Raw genomic sequence first — 18,302 nt, 5'->3', positions numbered from 1 at the left:
TTTAATTTATTAATGGTATTTTTATTATAAAGGTGCTACCCTTTCCCTTTTCACTTTCTACATATACTTGACCATTATGGTCCTCAACAATTCTCTTTACGTAAGCAAGTCCTAACCCATGTCCTTTAACATTATGAAGATCACCTGTGTGTTCCCTATAGAACTTCTCAAATACTCGTTTCTGAGCTATCTTACTCATTCCTAAGCCATGATCTCTCACTTTTATCAAAATCATATCTTTAATGTTTTCTGTAAAGATTTCGATTTCTGGTATATCAGGCGAATATTTAATAGCATTTTCTAAAATATTGACCAATACATTTGTAAAGTGAACTTCGTTAATAAGACAAGTTGTTCTCGCGGCATTAAAATGCTTTACAACTGTACCTTTTCTGTCTTCTAAGATAAGATTTACATGCTCTATAGCATCTTCGATAATATCATGAACGACTGTTGGCTCTTTGGTTATATCGAGTTCTCTTTTTTCTAATTTAGAAATACGAAGAACATTCTCAACCTGTGCATGCATTCTTTTGTTTTCATCTCGAATCATCTGAAGATAGCGAAAAACTTTTTCTTTATCTTCAATAATTCTGGGATTTCTAATAGCATCCAGTGCTAAATTTATAGTTGCAATTGGCGTTTTAAACTCATGCGTCATATTATTAATAAAATCGGTCTTGATTTCAGAAATATGTTTTTGACGCAATAACTGATTTAATGCACTTGTGTAGGCAACAATTATAATCAATGTAAAAACTATTGATAAAATAGTAATACTCAGTAATTCAGATAATAAGAACTTTTTTTTGTGCGGAAATGTAACAGATAACTGATATTTACTATTTCCTTCATTGTCGGTATAAATCGGAATATCATAAGTTGCCTCTTTGTTGTAATGAAATCCATCTGATTTTATTTTTGTTGGAACGCCATTACTATATATACCGAATTCAAATTTTGTTTTAACCTGATATTCTTCCAACTCTTTTTTTAACAACTTATAAAGCTTGTCTTTAGTTATTCTGCCTTCAATTGGAGTTAACGAAGCTATATCTTTATATTGAATTTGCTGTTGAACCTTATTTAAAACATCAAGACTTCCCGATTTTTCAATTTTAAGATCAGGAATTATATTTCCCCCTAAATTGACGCTGTTATTGTCAATACCCGTATTACCATTGTAAACTTCAGTGGTTCTTTTGGCGCTAAAATTCTTAAAACGTTCGTTACTGAACTTTTTATTAAAAAGAGAGCCGCTGATATCGTAATCTTCCGAAGTCAATGTACTCGAGTAAACAATTGTTTTGTTTGTTTTTGGATTTCTTTGTACATAAAGTACTTCGAGTAAATCTTCTTTTTTGGGAATTTTTCCGGTACTGTCCTTTATACGGTTGTATTTGTCGTAGAAACTGTACTCTTCTTGTTGTTCCAGTTTATCTGCAACATTTCCAATTACTTGAGTAACGTGGTATTTAAACTGCTCTTCATTATTTTTGAACGAAGAATTGAACCAAAATACTTGAACCAGAATTATCCCGATTAAGGACAAACTCATTAATAAAACAAGTATTCTAAAAAATAATTTATTCATCGAAACAAAATTAATATTTTAACAATATACTAAATAATACATTAACCAAATATTAACATTTAAGACTGATTTTGTTTTATCTTCAAAATTTTAAGAATTTTAACAACTTCTTCTTGAGCAATTTTAAGATTAACGTTATTAATCACGAAATTACTCATAGAAATTCGTTTTTCGTCATTCCACTGCATTTTCATCCGGCTTAAAACTTGCTCTCTTGTTGTTTTATCTCTCTTTATAACCCTTTCAATTCTTAGTTCTTCCGGCGCCGTAATTGTTATGATCACATCACAGTTTTTGTAGCTTCCGCTCTCAAATAGAATTGCCGCTTCGTAAATCACAAAATCATAATCCCTATGATTTTCTTTCCAGGATTCAAAATCCTGTTTTACAGCCGGATGCACTATTCCATTTAATTGTTCTAAACGTTCTTTATTACCAAACACAATCTGTGCCAGTTTTGTACGATTTAAAATTTCATTTTCAAAAATATCAGAACCAAAAACAGATTTTACCTGCTCCACGATAATGGGTGACTGCATCACTCTTTTTGCACCATCGTCTGCAATGTAAACAGGAACTCCCATTTTTTCAAAGTACGCTGCGACTGTTGTTTTGCCACTGCCAATTCCTCCTGTAAGGCCAATTACTTTTGTCATTCTTACAATTTAAAAAACATACGAGGAAAAGCTTCTTGTGGTTTTTTCTTTAATAAAATCACTTTTACGTACGATTTTAAAAATCCCGTACCGTAACCATAAAACTGTTTCCAAACTGCTATTACAGATAAGTATCCAATTTTGATACTTTTATTTTGAATACTTGCTGTAAGAAAAATTATAACGAAATATACGAAATATAATTGTAATAAAATATCAAAATTGAAAATTAACAATAAAAAAGCTAATAATAACCCTAGTATAAATAAGCTCGGGAAGAAAAAAGTAAGCTTATTATGTTCTGGATACCAACTATTTAAAATAGGTCTGGCAATGCCAAATTTATTTACCTGAACAGAGAATTTTTCCCAGTCAATTCTTCGTTTATGATAAACGTAAGCCTCTTTAAACAGTCTTGTTTCAAAGCCCAGGTTCCATAAACGTATGGATAAATCAGGATCTTCTCCCGGATGTATGTTTCCAAATCCTTTTGAAGCTTCAAAAGCTTTCTTAGAAATCCCCATATTAAAACTACGCGGCTGAAATTTGTTAATCTTTTCAGAACCGCCACGAATTCCTCCTGTTGTTAAAAAAGATGTCATGGCAAAATTGATTGCTTTCTGAATATCAGAAAAGCTGTCTAATGCCTTATCTGGTCCTCCGAAGCAGTCTACATAATTTATCTCTAATTCTTTTCGGACTTCGTCTAAATATTGTGACGGAATAATACAATCGGAATCAAAAATGATAAAATAGTCACCTCTGGCCCGCTGCATCCCGAAATTTCTTGAATCCCCGGGACCTGAATTGTCCTTAAAATAATAGGATATATTTAATTTACCCTGATAATTCAGCACCACATCACGACAAGGTATTGAAGATCCATCTTCAACAAGAACAATTTCAAAAGCTTCATTATAATCAGATTTAGAGAGACTTTCCAAAAGTTCATCTACTTCGTCCGGACGATTATACACGGGTATAATTAAAGAGAAAATCATAGCAGAATGCGCGTTATTAAAGGTGTATTTTTAGTTTTAAAATTTCAGCAAAGATAGCGTATATTAACAAAAAACCATCAACTTTCGATTGATGGTTTTTGTTTTATAATAAGTAAAGTAGTATTATTTTATACTCTCAATTTCAACGACTTCATTTGTATCTGCATTGTAGTCAACAGCAGGAACTTCAAAACCGAATAAATTTAAAAAATCATTTTTATAACCTGCTAAGTCACCAATTTCAGGTAAAGTTTCTGTCGTAGCTTCCAGCCATAATTTCGCCACTTTTGCCTGAACGTCTTCACGCATTTCCCAGTCATCAATTCTAATTCTTCCTTTTTCGTCAACAGGAACTTCAGAACCATTATACAATCTGTCCTGGAACAAACGCTGAATCTGCTCGATACATCCTTCATGAATACCTTCTTCTTTCATAATTTTGTACAAAAGAGAGATGTATAACGGAATTACAGGAATTGCAGAACTTGCCTGAGTAACCAAAGCTTTATTTACAGAAACATAGGCTTTTCCTCCAATTGATTTTAAAGAATCCTCAATCGTAAATGCAGTAGCTTCTAAATGATCTTTTGCACGGCCGATTGTCCCTTTACGGTAAACTGCCTCTGTCAAAGATGGTCCGATATAGGAATACGCCACTGTTGTAAAGCCCTCAGCCAGTAAATTTTCGTTTTTCAAAGCATCAATCCACATTGCCCAGTCTTCACCTCCCATTACAGCAACTGTATTTTCAATATCTTCTTCATTAGCAGGAGCGATAGAAACTTCAGAAACTTTTCCTGTATGAAAATCAACTGTTTTATTTGTAAACGTTTGTCCGATTGGTTTTAAAACTGAACGATGCGTAACACCTGTATTTGGATTTGTACGTACAGGAGAAGCTAAACTATAGATTACAAGATCAATCTGTCCTAAATCTGCTTTGATTAAATCAAGAGTTTCTCTTTTTATTTCGTTTGAAAATGCATCACCGTTGATGCTTTTTGCATATAATCCTGCTTTATGAGCTTCTTTCTCAAATGCAGCAGAGTTATACCATCCAGGAGATGCCGTTTTTCCTTCAACAGGCGGTTTTTCAAAAAACACTCCAATTGTTGCTGCATCAGAACCAAAAGCACTAGTAATTCTTGAAGCTAATCCAAAACCAGTAGAAGCACCAATCACTAAAACTTTTTTAGGACCTGCGATTTCTCCTTTTGATTTTACATATTCGATTTGATTTTTTACATTTTGTCCGGCTCCCTCAGGGTGGGCAGTCAAACAAATAAATCCTCTCATTCTAGGCTCTATAATCATTTGTGTATATTTTTTTGTATTATTTCAGTTTTAGTTTTAATTTTTCAAAAATAGACATTTTATCTTTAACCCTTTTCATATTAGCATTCATATTGTCGATAAAATTTGGGTTTAATGCATTTTTTCGGGCCTCTTTATAATAAGTAAAAGCGGCAGCATATTGTCCTTCATATTCGGCCATTCTGCCTAATTCACTATTATAAGAAGAATTATCAGCATTTTCTAAATTTGCCATTGTAGCCCTAATATGTTCTTTTGCTTCGGCATAGCGGCCAAGATCAATTAGTAAATAAGTATAATTCAGATAAGGCGCAGGATATTTAGGATCAAATTTCATGGCTAATTTGTAGTGGTAAACGCCTTTCTCGTAATCACTTAACTTATTATAATAAATCCACCCCAAATGATTGTGGGCTTTACCAAAGTCAGGATACTGGGACAATAATTCTTCCAGCAATTCTTTTGCATCGGCAGAATTTCCTTCGGAGATTAATGAATCTGCTTTTATAAATTGATTTTCGTAAAAACTCAAATTTTCCATTTCCATATTTTAATTCAATAATTCTTTTGCGTGATTTAAAGCCGAATCTGTAATATTTGCTCCCGATAACATCTGGGCAATTTCTAAAATTCTATTTTCCTGTGATAAAAGTTTCAATTCAGATTGCGTATGATCTCCAACAGTCGATTTAGAAACCTTAAAGTGCGAATCTCCTTTTGCGGCAATCTGCGGTAAATGCGTAATTGCAAAGATCTGCATCGTATTACTCATTTCCTTCATAATTTCTCCCATTCTTATGGCAATTTCTCCTGAAACACCCGTATCAATTTCGTCAAAAATCAATGTTGGGAGTTTAGAATATCTTGCTAAAATGGCTTTTACCGCCAACATAATACGAGACATTTCTCCTCCTGAAGCTACTTTTTTTAATAAACCAAAATCGGTTCCTTTATTAGCAGAGAATAAAAATTGCAATTCATCTTTACCATTTTGAAAATACGTTTCTGATGGCTGTAATTCCATTTTAAATCGGACATTAGGCATCCCTAATGTTTCTAAAATTGAAATTAACTGTTCTGATAATTTTGGAATAGCATTGATTCTGTTCTCGTGAATTTTTGCTGCAAAATCATCCAGTTCAATTGTTTTTTGTTCAATTATTTTGGTTAAAGCTGTTATTTCTTCTTCGATATTTTCCAGATCAAGAAGCGTATTTCCTAAATCTGCCTGAATTTGCAGCAAGTCATCAACAGAATCAACCTGATGTTTCTTCTGTAAGTTATAAATTACCTGCAATTTTTGACTCACAAACTCTAATTGCGTCGGATCGTTTAGCAGCTTCTCTGTAGCATTTTCAAGTTCTTTTGAAACATCATCAAACTCGATTGCGAGACTTGTAATTCTTTCAAATAAATTTTGATATTCAACAGAAAACGGTGCGACTTTTTGTATGGATGCCTTAATTTCATTCAGGGTGTGAAAAACACCAAATTGCTCTTCGTTAGCGAGTGCCAACGATTTATCTAAAGCTTCTTTAATGATTTCAACGTTGTTCAGCTTTTCATAATCTTCTTCTAATTCCTGCTGTTCTCCTGATTTCAATTGAGCAGCCACTAATTCGTTTAGCAAAAAAGTATTATATTCCTGTTCTTTTCCGGAATCACTCTGCCTTTTCAGTAAAGCATTCAATTTGGATTTCTCAGCTTTATAAGCTTTAAGCCGTTTTTGATACGCTGAAATTACATCTGAATTGTCAGCAATGGCATCAATGATCTTAAACTGAACATTTTCATCTGATAATTCCTGAGTTTGCTGTTGGGAATGAATATCAATTAAATAAAGGCTCAAATCCTGCAATTCCTGAAGGTTAACAGGACTGTCATTTATAAAGGCGCGCGATTTCCCCGAAGGAAGAATTTCTCTTCTGATAATTGTCTCATCCTCATAATCCAGATCATTGGCTTCAAAAAATTCTTTCAAATTGTATTTTCCAATTTCGAACTGCGCTTCAATGATACATTTTTCTTCTTTATTTTTTAAAGAAGAAAGATCGGCTCTTTTTCCTAAAACAAGACCAATAGCTCCTAAAATAATAGATTTTCCAGCACCTGTCTCACCTGTAATTATAGAAAAACCTTTAGAAAAATCTATTGCAAGCTTTTCAATAAGAGCATAATTTTTAATTGACAGTGACGTAATCATAGGGCAATTTTATAAAAATAAGAGTTAAAGAAGATAGTTTAGATATTTAAAAGTAACAAATCAATATTTGATTTGCGACCATTTAGTAGAATTTAACGGCGATACTTTATTCAGTACGTCTGTTAAATCAGTAATAGTGATGCTGGGTCCACCTGAAAAAACAGAAACAATTTCATCAGATTTTGCATCAAAAAAGACTCGGGTAATAAAAGCATTTGGTTTAACCGAATTCAGCTTTCCAATAAGCATCAACGCCGTTTTTATTTTTTCTTTGGATGCCTTTAAATCCACAGTCATTCCGTCTAAACCATTGTGGTACAAATAACTGGTCTGACGTAAATCACTGTATGTAGGAGCAATCATATCATTAATTAAATAATACCGATTCTGAAGTCCGTCCGATTGGTTCCAGCCTTTAAATCCGCCTTGCTGTGCAACATTGGCAATATTTTGCGCGGTTTGAAGATATTGATTTCCCGCTCCCATTTGAAAAGTATCAGCATCCATACCTAATATTACATAAGCATAGAAAGATACTACCGAAACCAGATTCGACTCGTAGACACTTGGATTAAACAACAAAGGCTCGTACTCCGTATATCTAAAATTAAAATCCTTATCGTTGTAATTTAAAATCGGAGAAGAATAAGTAGAATTAAAAATCAATCTCGAAGACTGCACCTGAATGGTTCCGGTAAATTGATCTGAACTGTTTGACGACAAAGTAATATACATCGAACAGTTGATTCTTTCGTTTTGCTTTAAAGCTGAACCAGTCCAGTCTGTTTTATTGACAAACTCCGATAAGGAAGTCTGAAGCGTTTTAAAAACCTGATTATTTGGATTTGTAAGACGATCGGTGTTAATAGTTACTGTACAATTTAGCTGTTGAGCATGTACAAAACCAAAGCTTAAAAATATTAACAGTGTAACTATCTTATTCATAATCATCTAACATTTAATTTTATAACACACGTCATTTCAGACTTATGTTTTCCGGCTTATAGTGTAATATATTATTTCGAAAAATGAATAATAACTTTATTCAAAATATCAGCCGCTACAGATTCTTTTGACTTTAATTCCATAGGTTCTATTTCAAAATTTTTATCAATAAATGTTACTTTATTGGTTTCTTTTTTAAAACCTGCACCTTTATCCTGTAAGGAATTTAAAACAATCAAATCTAAGTTTTTTTTCTGAATTTTCAACTTAGCATTTTCAATTTCATTTTCAGTTTCTAAAGCAAAGCCAATTAAAAACTGATTTTTTTTGACAGCACCCAAAGAAGACAAAATATCTTTTGTCTTTTCAAGTTCTATCGAAAATTCGTCTGTTGTTTTTTTAATTTTCTGTTCTGCAACAACTTTTGGTCTGTAATCTGCAACAGCAGCGGCCGCGATAGCTGCATCTACTTCATCAAAATACAAATGACAGGCATCATACATTTCCTGGGCCGATACAACATCTACCACTTTTACTAAATTATTTTTAGATTTAAAATGTGTTGGTCCCGCAATGAGAAAAACTTCGGCGCCCAAATTTGCCGCCTCGTTGGCAATATCGAACCCCATTTTGCCCGAAGAATGATTTCCTATAAAACGCACAGGATCTATCGCTTCGTATGTTGGTCCGGCAGTAACCAGTATTTTTTTTCCTTTTAAAGGTAATTTACTTTCGAGATCCGCCTCTAAAAAAGCAATAATATTCTCAGGTTCAGCCATTCTGCCTTCGCCAGATAAGCCACTTGCCAATTCTCCGCTTTCAGCAGGAATCATTGTATTTCCGTATTGCTTTAATGCTGAAAAACTTGACAGTGTAGAAGGATGCTTATACATATCCAGATCCATTGCAGGTGCAAAATACACCGGACATTTGGCAGATAAATAAGTGGCAATTAAAAGATTGTCACAATTGCCCGTAGCCATTTTAGATAATGTATTGGCAGTTGCAGGCGCAACCAGCATTAAATCGGCCCAAAGTGCCAATTCTACGTGATTGTTCCATACTTCATCTTCATCATCCTGATTAAAAAAACTGGAATGTACGGGATTTTTTGATAACGTCGATAATGTAAGCGGGGTTACAAAATCCTTAGAAGCAGGTGTCATTATCACTTGGACATGTGCACCTGCTTTTATAAAAAGTCGTACTAAATTGGCTGTTTTATACGCTGCGATCCCACCGGAAACACCCAGTAAAATCTTTTTCCCGTTTAAAACTGACATTGTACTATTATTTGTTTGAACCTCTGTGGTAAGTTTTACCATCTAACCATTCCTGAACTGCTAAAGCATGTGGTTTTGGTAATTTTTCGTAAAATTTAGAAACTTCAATTTGTTCTTTATTTTCAAAAACTTCTTCAAGACTATCATTGTAAGTAGCAAACTCTTCTAATTTCTCAGTTAATTCTTTTTTAATTTCAGAATTAATTTGATTTGCTCTTTTAGCCATAATGGTAATTGCTTCATACACATTTCCTGTTGGCTCTTCAATAACTGTTTTATTGTAAGTTATTGTGTTAACAGGAGCATTCGTCTTTTTTAAATCCATGACTTTATTTATTTAGTAAATTTTTGTAAATCTGTTTCAACTCTGGCATACATTTCGTCTGCCTGTTTCTTATATTTTGTGTCGCTTTTAAACTTCATCAGATTGTTATAAGCAACTTTTGCTATATTAAGACGTTCTTCCATCTTAGAAGGAACACTATTGATCGCAAGTTTATACGCTGAATCGTATTTATAAAACAACGCATCTTCCTTAAATGGAGTTCCGGGATAATCAGCAATAAAATTATCAAAAGCTATTAAAGCCGGTTTGTATTCTGAAATTGTATTGTATTGTTTCGCATTTTCAAATGCTTTCTTCTCCAATTTACCATTAAGAACCTGCACCGCTTCGTTTGCCTGCGCAACATATTCTGAATTTGGATAATTATCAATAAAAGCCTGTAATTTTTCTAACGCTTTTATAGTATCCGCCTGATCTAAGCTGTAAGAAGGAGATAATTTTGAATAACTGTAAGCGCCTAAAAAAGCGGCTTCCTGAACTTTTTCACTTCTTGGATATCCAGAAACAAATGATTCAAACTGATATCCTGCCAGATAATATTGTTTCGTTTTATAGTACGATTGCGAAAACATATAAAATAGCTTTTCTGCCTGAGGTTTTCCACGGTAAGAAGCAGATAACTGTTCAAAAAGACGAATTGCCTTATTGTATTTACCAGCATCATACATTTTTGTTGCCATGTCAAACTTTGCTGCAACATCTTCATTTTTTAAAGCTTTTTGATACTCACTACAAGAACAAAAAAGGACAACAACAATTAATAGCGATACTATTTTTTTCATTTTCTTACTTTTATTATGATCGCTCAGACAATTATGCCAAAGCAAAATCACACCGAAGTTTCGGTGGCAAATTTAGTTATTAATTTAGCTACTACAAAATATTTTTTAGTATCGATAAATTTCAGTGAAATTTGAGATTATTTAATACTATTTTTTACAAATTCATTCAGTCTCGAAGCCAAAGATTCGTCCACAGTTACCAACGGTAAACGCACGGTATTGTCAGCAATTCCAAGCGCCTGAAAGACTTGTTTGATTCCGGCTGGATTTCCCTGCTCAAAAATCATGTCTATACTGTCTGACAGGAAATAATGTGTTTTAAACGCATCAGCTGCTTTTTTATTGAGTCCTAAACGTATCATTTCTGAAAATTCTTTAGGAAAACCTTGTCCAATCACAGAAATTACTCCTGCTCCGCCCGCTAAAACTATTGGCAGTGCCAACATATCGTCTCCGGAAATTACCAGAAAATCTTTTGGAGCATTTTTAATAATCTGCATCGCCTGGGCCATATCGCCGGCTGCTTCTTTAATTGCGACAACATTTTCAAAATCATTTGCCAGACGCACCACAGTTGAAGGAAGCATATTGCTTGCAGTCCTACCCGGTACGTTGTATAAAATTACCGGTATTGGAGAAGCTTCTGCAATTGCTTTAAAGTGCTGGTAAATTCCTTCCTGAGTCGGTTTATTATAATAGGGAGAAACAGACAAAATGGCTTCAAAAGCAGAAAAATCCCTTGTCTTTAGTTCTTCTACAATCTGCATAGTATTATTTCCTCCAACTCCTAAAACCAGAGGCAATCTTCCTTTGTTTACATCGACTACAGTCTTTATAACCAATTCTTTCTCTTCTGTTGTAAGTGTTGCATTTTCTGCAGTTGTACCCATCACAACAAGATACTCTACTCCTCCATCTATAGAAAAGTTTACAATTCGTTGTAAAGCTTCAATGTCAACTGAAAAATCTTTTTTAAATGGTGTTACAAGTGCAACACCAGTTCCTATCAATGATTGCATATTTTAATTAAATTATTTTATATTTTTTAAATACCTAAACAGTTCCGAAACGAATAGTTTATAGTTTGCTAATTCTGTATGTATCATCAAACGGTTTAAATTTTGACCCGCTGCAGAAAATCCCACTTTAAATTTAGCTTTTGATTTACTTGTTACAAGCATTAAAAAGATATTTTCAACGTCATAATAACTCAGTAGAATATCAAATTCTTTATTCAAAAATTCATTTATAAAATCCTCGGTAATTTCACCTTTCCAATTGATGTGTTTTTTACCAAAAGAAGGCCTTAAATACGTTTCTTTTTCTTTGAATTTTCCGGTGTAAGCAATGACTTTTATGTTTTCCGGAGCAATTTTGTGAAGTGTTAATTCATTAATCAGAGCTTCAGAATGCCCAAAATTACTTTCATCTATCAATAAACCAATTGTTTGAACGTCTCTGGAAAACACTTTGCTTTTGTCCTGCTGCAAGTTATTTTTTAATGATTTTTTTACAAAAAATTCCTTTATGTAATTTAAAAACATAGTACTTTTACCAGATTACAAAATTAATTATTTAAGTTGCATTTAAAATGGTAAAACTAAAAAAGTATAACGGATTTTTAAAACTTTTTGTTATATTCTTAACACTTTTTTTTATAGTTTCTTGCAGTCAAAAAAACTATAATTTAACCAAAATTGAGGGGAAACAGCTTCCGGTCACCGAAAAGTCTGCTGAAACTCCTGAAATTGAAAAATTTATTAAGCCTTATCGCGATCACATTAATGCAGATCTGGACAATATTCTGGCATATGCTCCTGAAACTTTAGATAAGAGTACTGGAAAATGGCAAACCAGTATTGGAAGTTTATTAGCGGATGTTTGTTTGCAGAGAGGAAACCTTGTTTTTAATGCGAGAGAAAAAAAAGATATTGATATGTGTCTTTTAAATCATGGTGGTATTCGTGCGATACTTCCCAAAGGAAATGTAACTACGAGAACGGCTTTTGAAATTATGCCTTTTGAAAATAATCTGGTTGTCCTGGCTCTAAAAGGAAATCAGATCTTAGAAATTGCTGCTTATATTATAAAGGAGAAAAAACCTCAGCCTTTGTCGGGAATGACTTTTACAATTGTAAAAGACAATACTGCAAAAAATATCATGATCCAGGGAAAACCTCTTGATTTAAACAAAACCTATTATGTTGCTACAAATGATTATCTGGCAAACGGCGGTGACAGCATCAGTTTCTTTGCAAAAAGCACTCAGAAATTTGATCTTAATTATAAGCTGAGAAATGTTCTGATTGATTATTTTAAGGAAGTAGACACCGTTGCTGCTCCGAAAAATACCAGAATTACAGAAGAATAAAATTTACAAAGTATACTAGCATTACTGCAAAAAAAATATAAAATGAAAAGAAGAGAGTTTATCGAAAAAACAGCAGCAAGTACTGCCCTATTAAGTTTAGGATTGTCTTTGAGCAGTTTTGAAACAAACGATAATAAACATTTAACAATTCTACATACTAACGATGTGCACAGTCATATCGATCCTTTTCCTGCTGATGATCCCCGTAATCCTAATAAAGGAGGAGTTTCGCGTCGTGCTGCACTTATAGAAACTATCCGCAGAGAAAATCCCAATGTGCTGTTATTAGATGCCGGAGATATCTTTCAGGGAACTCCGTACTTTAATTATTATGGTGGCGAATTGGAATTTAAATTGATGAGCATGATGAAATACGATGCCTCAACAATTGGAAATCACGATTTTGACAACGGTCTTGACGGATTATATGCACAACTTCCTCACGCAACTTTCGATTTTATCAACTCCAACTACGATTTTAAAAATACCATCATGGACGGGCACGTTAAACCGTACAAGATTTTTAATAAAAACGGAATTAAAGTAGGCGTCTTTGGTGTTGGAATTGAATTGCAGGGTTTAGTAGACAAACAATTATATAAGGAAACTGTCTATAATAATCCCGTTGAAGTCGCACAGGATATGACACAGCTTTTGAAAAAAGAACAAAAATGTGATCTGGTAATTTGTCTTTCGCATTTAGGGTATAAATACAAGGATGACGAAACAAAAATCAGTGATCTGAAATTTGCAGAACAAACTCAGGATATCGATTTGATTATTGGCGGTCATACTCATACTTTTTTAGACAAACCAACAGTTGTAAAAAATAAGGCCGGAATAGATGTTTTGGTTAATCAGGTGGGCTGTTATGGAATTAACCTGGGCCGAATTGATTTTTACTTTGATAAAGACAAAGCGCATACCAATCTGGGAAGAACTATTGTTGTGTAGCCCTTTTTTGAATTCTGGCTTTTTCTAAGAAGTATTGTACCATAAAGAAATAAGCCAGAATTTGAGTTGTATCCCGTATCAAAACCAGCACAACCGGATACGAAAAGTATTGATTAAAAATATAGAAAATATCAGAGAAAATGTAGCTAATGGTCATCAGCGACATTAATAAACTTACGTATGTTCCTTTTGTAATATAACTTACAAACGCAAAATAGCTTAACACGCTCAAAACAATTCCGTAAAAAGTGAACAGAAAATTGAATTTCTTCATGTTTTCCAATTCGAGGCTTAATACAGAAATCAATAGATATGCCAGAGAAATGATTACTATAGAGACTGGCAGAACATCTCGTCTTTTCAGTTTTATTCCATCATGCTCTTTTAGAAATATGGCGATCAATAAACTGTAAACTATTAAGAAACAAACAACTCCGGCAATTTCAGAGCTTTCTATATCCATCAAAATATAAACCTGACCAATGAAACAAAAGAGAAAGATCAAACCTTCTGTTATACTAATTCTGAATTCAGAGCTTATCAGAAAATAAATAAAAATAGCAGGCAGAACTACTGACTTTGAATAAGTTGCAAGCAAATCCTGTTGTGCCCAATCTAAAATAATAGTGCACAACAATGCCATAAAGAATAAAATTAATGACGGCTTATTCAGTTTCATTCAATTTTTTTATAAAATCTTCTTCCGATAATATAGGTATATTTAATTTGGTGGCTTTTTCTAATTTTGCTGGTCCCATATTGTCGCCGGCAACTACAAAATCGGTTTTTGCAGAGATCGAACTTCCATTCTTTCCTCCGTTATCTTCAATGACTTTCTTTAATTCGTCTCTTGAAAACTGACTGAAAACCCCGGAAACGACAAATGTTTTTCCGGCAAATTTATCTGTTGCATCCGGATTAATCTTTTCTTCAATTTCAAACTTAATTCCGTAGCTTTTTAAACGTTCGATAATTCTTCTGTTTTCTTCGTTTTCAAAAAATTCAATAACGCTTTTTGCTATTCTTTCTCCGATTTCATCCACTAAAATCAAATCCATTAAAGAAGCCTGGCTCAAAGCATCGATATTCTTATAATGCTTCGCTAATTTTTTGGCTACAGTTTCTCCGACAAAACGAATCCCGAGCGCGAATAGGACACTTTCAAATGGAATTTCTTTTGATTTCTCTACGCCGTTTACCAGATTTTCAGCAGATTTTTTCGCCATTCTTTCCAAATGCAGAATATCTTCTACTTTAAGTTCATATAAGTCTGCGTAATTATGAACTAATCCGTTTTTGAAAAGTAATGCAACCGTTTCTCCGCCAAGACCTTCAATATCCATTGCCTTTCTGGAAATATAATGCTGCACTCGTCCTATAATTTGAGGTGGACATCCGTAAAAATTAGGACAATAATGATTGGCTTCTCCCACATTTCTCACCAATTCGGTATGGCATTCCGGGCAATAAGATATATAATGTGTCTTTTCTGAGTTTTCCGGACGTTTTTCCAGATCTACAGCAATAATTTTTGGAATAATCTCTCCACCTTTTTCAACAAAAACAGTATCATTTACACGAATATCTAATTTTTCGATTTGATCTGCATTGTGTAACGAAGCTCTTTTTACAATTGTTCCCGCAAGCTGAACAGGCTCCAGATTAGCAACTGGCGTAATGGCTCCGGTTCTGCCGACCTGATAGGAAATCGATTTTAATTTTGTAGAAACCTGCTCTGACTTGAATTTATAAGCAATTGCCCAACGTGGAGATTTTGCCGTATAACCTAATTCTTCCTGATGTTGAATACTGTTTACTTTTATAACAACACCATCGGTTTCGTAAGGTAAATTATGTCTATGCGTATCCCAATAATCTATAAAGTCAAAAACTTCGTGCATGTTATTTACCAGCTTCGCTTCTTTTGGCACTTTAAAACCCCAGCTTCTTGCTGACTCTAAACCTTCAAATTGAGATTTAAAGGGCAAATTATTTCCTGCAACGAAATACAATAAACATTCTAACGGACGTTTGGCAACCAAAGCGCTGTCCTGTAATTTTAAACTTCCTGAAGCTGTATTTCTTGGATTTGAGTAAGGAGTTTCTCCAATTTCAATTAATTCCTGATTCATTTTTTCGAATCCGGCGTAGGGAAGAATTATTTCTCCGCGAATATCAAATTTATCCGGAAAATTTCCTTTGAGATGAAGCGGGATCGATTTTATCGTTTTAATATTATTGGTAACCTCATCGCCCTGAAAACCGTCGCCACGTGTGAGCGCCTGAACTAATTTTCCGTTTTCGTAAGTAATACTAATTGATGCGCCGTCGTATTTCAGTTCGCAGGTATATTGCAAATTAACGTTTCCGAGAATTCTCTGGATGCGGTTTTCCCAATCCAGAAGATCTTCTTTAGAATACGAATTGTCGAGAGAATACATTCGGTATTGGTGCGCAATAGTTTTAAAGTTTTTGGTCACCGAACCTCCTACTCGTTGTGTTGGAGAATTTTCATCGAAGAATTCAGGATGTTTCGTTTCCAGATCCTGAAGTTCTTTTAGTTTTATATCAAAATCATAATCTGAAATTGTAGCATTGTCTAACACATAATAATTGTAATTGTGCTGATTAAGTTCATCTCGTAAAGTTTGAATGGTCTCCTGAATGCTCATAAATTTCTAAATATTGCAGATTATAATTGTGAATAACGTAATACCAAAATTAGGATTTTTTTTGTTCAAAAGAATCAAAATTGAAAGTTTTATAAAATCAAAAATCAGACTGCACATTCATGCAGTCTGATTTCCTCCTTGTCCATTATTCTTAAAAAAAGAATTAATAAAACCAACTTCCAAATGGTTTCGCCGTTTTATATTTTCAACTGATAATCAAAAATTTACAGCGCAAATATAAAATTATTTTTGAATAATGATAAAGTCTGAACGTCTATTTAGTACATGCTCTTCGTCGGTACATTTTACACCGTTTTTGCATTTGTTAATTAGTCGTGTTTCTCCATAACCAATTGCACTCTCAATTCGTGAAGCGTCGATACCCTGAGAAAGAACATAATCTCTTGTAGATTTGGCCCTATTGTCTGAAAGTTTCAGGTTGTACGCATCTTTTCCGCGCGAATCTGTATGAGCTTCGATTTTGATTCTGATGTTTGGAAATTTCTGCATAATGAAAACTACTTTTGACAATTCTTCAATTGCTTTTGGCGTAATATCGTATTTGTCGTAATCGAAATAAATTGGATTAACATCCACTTTTTCCACGCCTTTTTTCTTCACAACCAAATCGTCATAATTGCTTAATTCGAAGTTGACATCTCTAACCTCTCCTCCGTTTTCTTTGGTAGTTTCTACTGTTTTATCGTCGCTGCTGTAATTGATTTTGGCCGCAATCATTTTTACTACTTTATTACACGGCACTTCAATGGCATATTTCCCTTCAAAATTGGTTTTGGTTTCGCCCAAAACTTCACTAAAAGAATTGTACGCCATAATAGTTACCTCTGGTAATGGTTTTTTAGTTTTATGATCAATTGCAATTCCCGAAATACTTTGGTTACAAACCGGTTTTCCTTTCACAAAAGAATAAATATCATCGTCTCCCTTTCCTCCTGCTCCGTTAGAAGAAAAATATCCGTTTGTATTTGCTTTATCAATAATAAAAGAAAAATCGTCTTTATTACTGTTAATCGGAGCTCCGAGATTTTTGGGAGATGAAAAATTTCCATCTGCGAGAAATTTACTTTCGTAAACGTCTAAATCTCCCCAGCCATAATGTCCATCAGAAGAAAAGTATAAAATGCCATTCTGAAAAAACGGGAATACTTCATTGCCTATGGTATTAATATTTGGACCCAAATTCTTTGGAGAACTCATTGTTCCGTCAGCGGCAATTTTAACCACATACAAATCTGTTTCTCCATATCCACCAGGCATATCTGATGCAAAGAATAGCCATTGTCCGTCATCGCTTAAAGCAGGATGTCCTACCGAATATTCATCACTGTCAAAGAATACCTTCTGCGGATTTTCTAATTTATTATCTACAATCGATCCCTTGATAATCTGAAAATTATTAACTTTTGCTTCATCCACAACCAACTTATTTTTCTTGACAATATTTGTTGAATAATAAATGATTTTTCCCTGACTGTCAAAGCTCGCCGTTGCTTCGTGATATTTTGTCATTACATTTGGAAGAAACACCGTTTCGTTGAATAAACTTCCGTCTGCGGGGTTTCTTTCTGCAAAATACAAGTTAAGAAACGGCTGATTGTTCCAGGTGTACAATTTATCACTGAAACTGGTGGTATCGCGCGCAGAGGTAAAGACAATATTATCTTTGAAAAATGTGGCTCCAAAATCTGACTTACTGGTATTTATATCCAGATTTTTAATCGTATAAAGTGGTTTTGCTTTTGCAACGCTGTCCATATATTTCTTTTGGGCAACATAGCGACTAACCTCTTTTTTATCTCCTTTTTTCTCCAGATATTCTCTTGTGATTTTATCTGCTTCGTCGTAATCCATGACTGCTTTCATGGATTGAATATAACGCAGATAATAAATATCAGTCAGATTGTTGCCCTGAACCTGGTACAATTTTTTATACCATTTAAGCGCATTTCTGGAATCAGAAATAAAATAGTACGAATCTGCAGCATTTTTAAGGGTTTGTGCTGAAGGATTTTTGATGTTTTGCAAAATTTCTTCGTAAGCTTTGGAAGCATCGAGATACGAATAGTTTTTAAACAGAGCATCTGCTTTTTTCAGATTTGTTTTTTGAGCGAAACTAAACGTAACGCTCAAAATTAAACATAGGATATATAGCTTTCTCAT

17 protein-coding genes are annotated in these 18,302 nt (G+C 33.8%); 2 read left to right on the top strand and 15 right to left on the bottom strand.

Annotation, left to right across the window (positions count from 1 at the left end):
* Window position 1 precedes the first annotated feature (1 nt).
* The 12 genes from ABEB31_RS12545 to ABEB31_RS12490 form a co-directional block, all read right to left on the bottom strand.
* The gene (locus ABEB31_RS12545; protein WP_347051965.1) at window positions 2–1,594 is read right to left on the bottom strand and encodes a sensor histidine kinase; all 1,593 of its coding nucleotides are present in this window, start codon (window positions 1,592–1,594) and stop codon (window positions 2–4) included.
* A gap of 59 nt (window positions 1,595–1,653) precedes the next feature.
* Window positions 1,654–2,250: a dephospho-CoA kinase gene (gene coaE / locus ABEB31_RS12540; protein WP_347051964.1), complete on the bottom strand. Its 597-nt coding sequence runs from the start codon at window positions 2,248–2,250 to the stop codon at window positions 1,654–1,656.
* 2 nt (window positions 2,251–2,252) lie between these two features.
* Complete coding sequence (locus tag ABEB31_RS12535; protein WP_347051963.1) at window positions 2,253–3,251, bottom strand: glycosyltransferase family 2 protein; 999 nt, start codon at window positions 3,249–3,251, stop codon at window positions 2,253–2,255.
* 123 nt (window positions 3,252–3,374) lie between these two features.
* A complete protein-coding gene (fabV, locus tag ABEB31_RS12530; RefSeq protein ID WP_347051962.1) occupies window positions 3,375–4,565 on the bottom strand; it encodes an enoyl-ACP reductase FabV in 1,191 nt (396 codons plus the stop codon).
* 19 nt (window positions 4,566–4,584) lie between these two features.
* Entirely contained in the window at window positions 4,585–5,106 is a 522-nt protein-coding gene (locus ABEB31_RS12525; protein ID WP_347051961.1) for a tetratricopeptide repeat protein, read from the bottom strand.
* 9 nt (window positions 5,107–5,115) lie between these two features.
* The gene (gene recN / locus ABEB31_RS12520; RefSeq protein WP_347051960.1) at window positions 5,116–6,768 is read right to left on the bottom strand and encodes a DNA repair protein RecN; all 1,653 of its coding nucleotides are present in this window, start codon (window positions 6,766–6,768) and stop codon (window positions 5,116–5,118) included.
* 60 nt (window positions 6,769–6,828) lie between these two features.
* Window positions 6,829–7,713, bottom strand: coding sequence for a type IX secretion system protein PorD (porD, locus tag ABEB31_RS12515; RefSeq protein ID WP_347051959.1), 885 nt, complete (start codon window positions 7,711–7,713; stop codon window positions 6,829–6,831).
* A 71-nt stretch (window positions 7,714–7,784) separates the two neighbouring features.
* A complete protein-coding gene (gene coaBC, locus ABEB31_RS12510; RefSeq protein WP_347051958.1) occupies window positions 7,785–8,996 on the bottom strand; it encodes a bifunctional phosphopantothenoylcysteine decarboxylase/phosphopantothenate--cysteine ligase CoaBC in 1,212 nt (403 codons plus the stop codon).
* Between the two features lie 7 nt (window positions 8,997–9,003).
* On the bottom strand, window positions 9,004–9,321 hold the full coding sequence (locus ABEB31_RS12505) for a DNA-directed RNA polymerase subunit omega (RefSeq protein WP_007807938.1): 318 nt from the start codon (window positions 9,319–9,321) through the stop codon (window positions 9,004–9,006).
* A gap of 8 nt (window positions 9,322–9,329) precedes the next feature.
* The gene (locus ABEB31_RS12500; protein WP_347051957.1) at window positions 9,330–10,124 is read right to left on the bottom strand and encodes an outer membrane protein assembly factor BamD; all 795 of its coding nucleotides are present in this window, start codon (window positions 10,122–10,124) and stop codon (window positions 9,330–9,332) included.
* Between the two features lie 137 nt (window positions 10,125–10,261).
* Window positions 10,262–11,143 carry a 4-hydroxy-tetrahydrodipicolinate synthase gene (dapA, locus tag ABEB31_RS12495; RefSeq protein WP_347051956.1) on the bottom strand — a complete coding sequence of 294 codons (882 nt, stop codon included), beginning with the start codon at window positions 11,141–11,143 and terminating at the stop codon, window positions 10,262–10,264.
* Window positions 11,144–11,155: 12 nt separating this feature from the next.
* On the bottom strand, window positions 11,156–11,668 hold the full coding sequence (locus ABEB31_RS12490; RefSeq protein ID WP_347051955.1) for a DUF6913 domain-containing protein: 513 nt from the start codon (window positions 11,666–11,668) through the stop codon (window positions 11,156–11,158).
* Between the two features lie 47 nt (window positions 11,669–11,715).
* Between ABEB31_RS12490 and ABEB31_RS12485 the strand changes: the two genes are divergently transcribed.
* Together ABEB31_RS12485 and ABEB31_RS12480 are read left to right on the top strand one after the other, a co-directional pair.
* Window positions 11,716–12,495, top strand: coding sequence for a 5'-nucleotidase C-terminal domain-containing protein (locus tag ABEB31_RS12485; protein ID WP_347051954.1), 780 nt, complete (start codon window positions 11,716–11,718; stop codon window positions 12,493–12,495).
* A gap of 42 nt (window positions 12,496–12,537) precedes the next feature.
* Entirely contained in the window at window positions 12,538–13,449 is a 912-nt protein-coding gene (locus ABEB31_RS12480; RefSeq protein WP_347051953.1) for a bifunctional metallophosphatase/5'-nucleotidase, read from the top strand.
* Here ABEB31_RS12480 and ABEB31_RS12475 read toward each other — a convergent pair.
* The 3 genes from ABEB31_RS12475 to ABEB31_RS12465 form a co-directional block, all read right to left on the bottom strand.
* The gene (locus tag ABEB31_RS12475; RefSeq protein WP_347051952.1) at window positions 13,436–14,128 is read right to left on the bottom strand and encodes a lysoplasmalogenase family protein; all 693 of its coding nucleotides are present in this window, start codon (window positions 14,126–14,128) and stop codon (window positions 13,436–13,438) included. The two genes, ABEB31_RS12480 and ABEB31_RS12475, sit on opposite strands and share 14 nt — an antisense overlap.
* A complete protein-coding gene (gene ligA / locus ABEB31_RS12470; protein ID WP_347051951.1) occupies window positions 14,115–16,121 on the bottom strand; it encodes an NAD-dependent DNA ligase LigA in 2,007 nt (668 codons plus the stop codon). Before ligA ends, ABEB31_RS12475 begins: the two co-directional genes overlap by 14 nt.
* A 243-nt stretch (window positions 16,122–16,364) precedes the next feature.
* Complete coding sequence (locus tag ABEB31_RS12465) at window positions 16,365–18,302, bottom strand: OmpA family protein (protein ID WP_347051950.1); 1,938 nt, start codon at window positions 18,300–18,302, stop codon at window positions 16,365–16,367.

The organism is Flavobacterium olei, assembly GCF_039749035.1.
GTDB classification, from domain to species: domain Bacteria; phylum Bacteroidota; class Bacteroidia; order Flavobacteriales; family Flavobacteriaceae; genus Flavobacterium; species Flavobacterium olei.
This window is presented reverse-complemented; position numbering and strand designations above follow the sequence as displayed.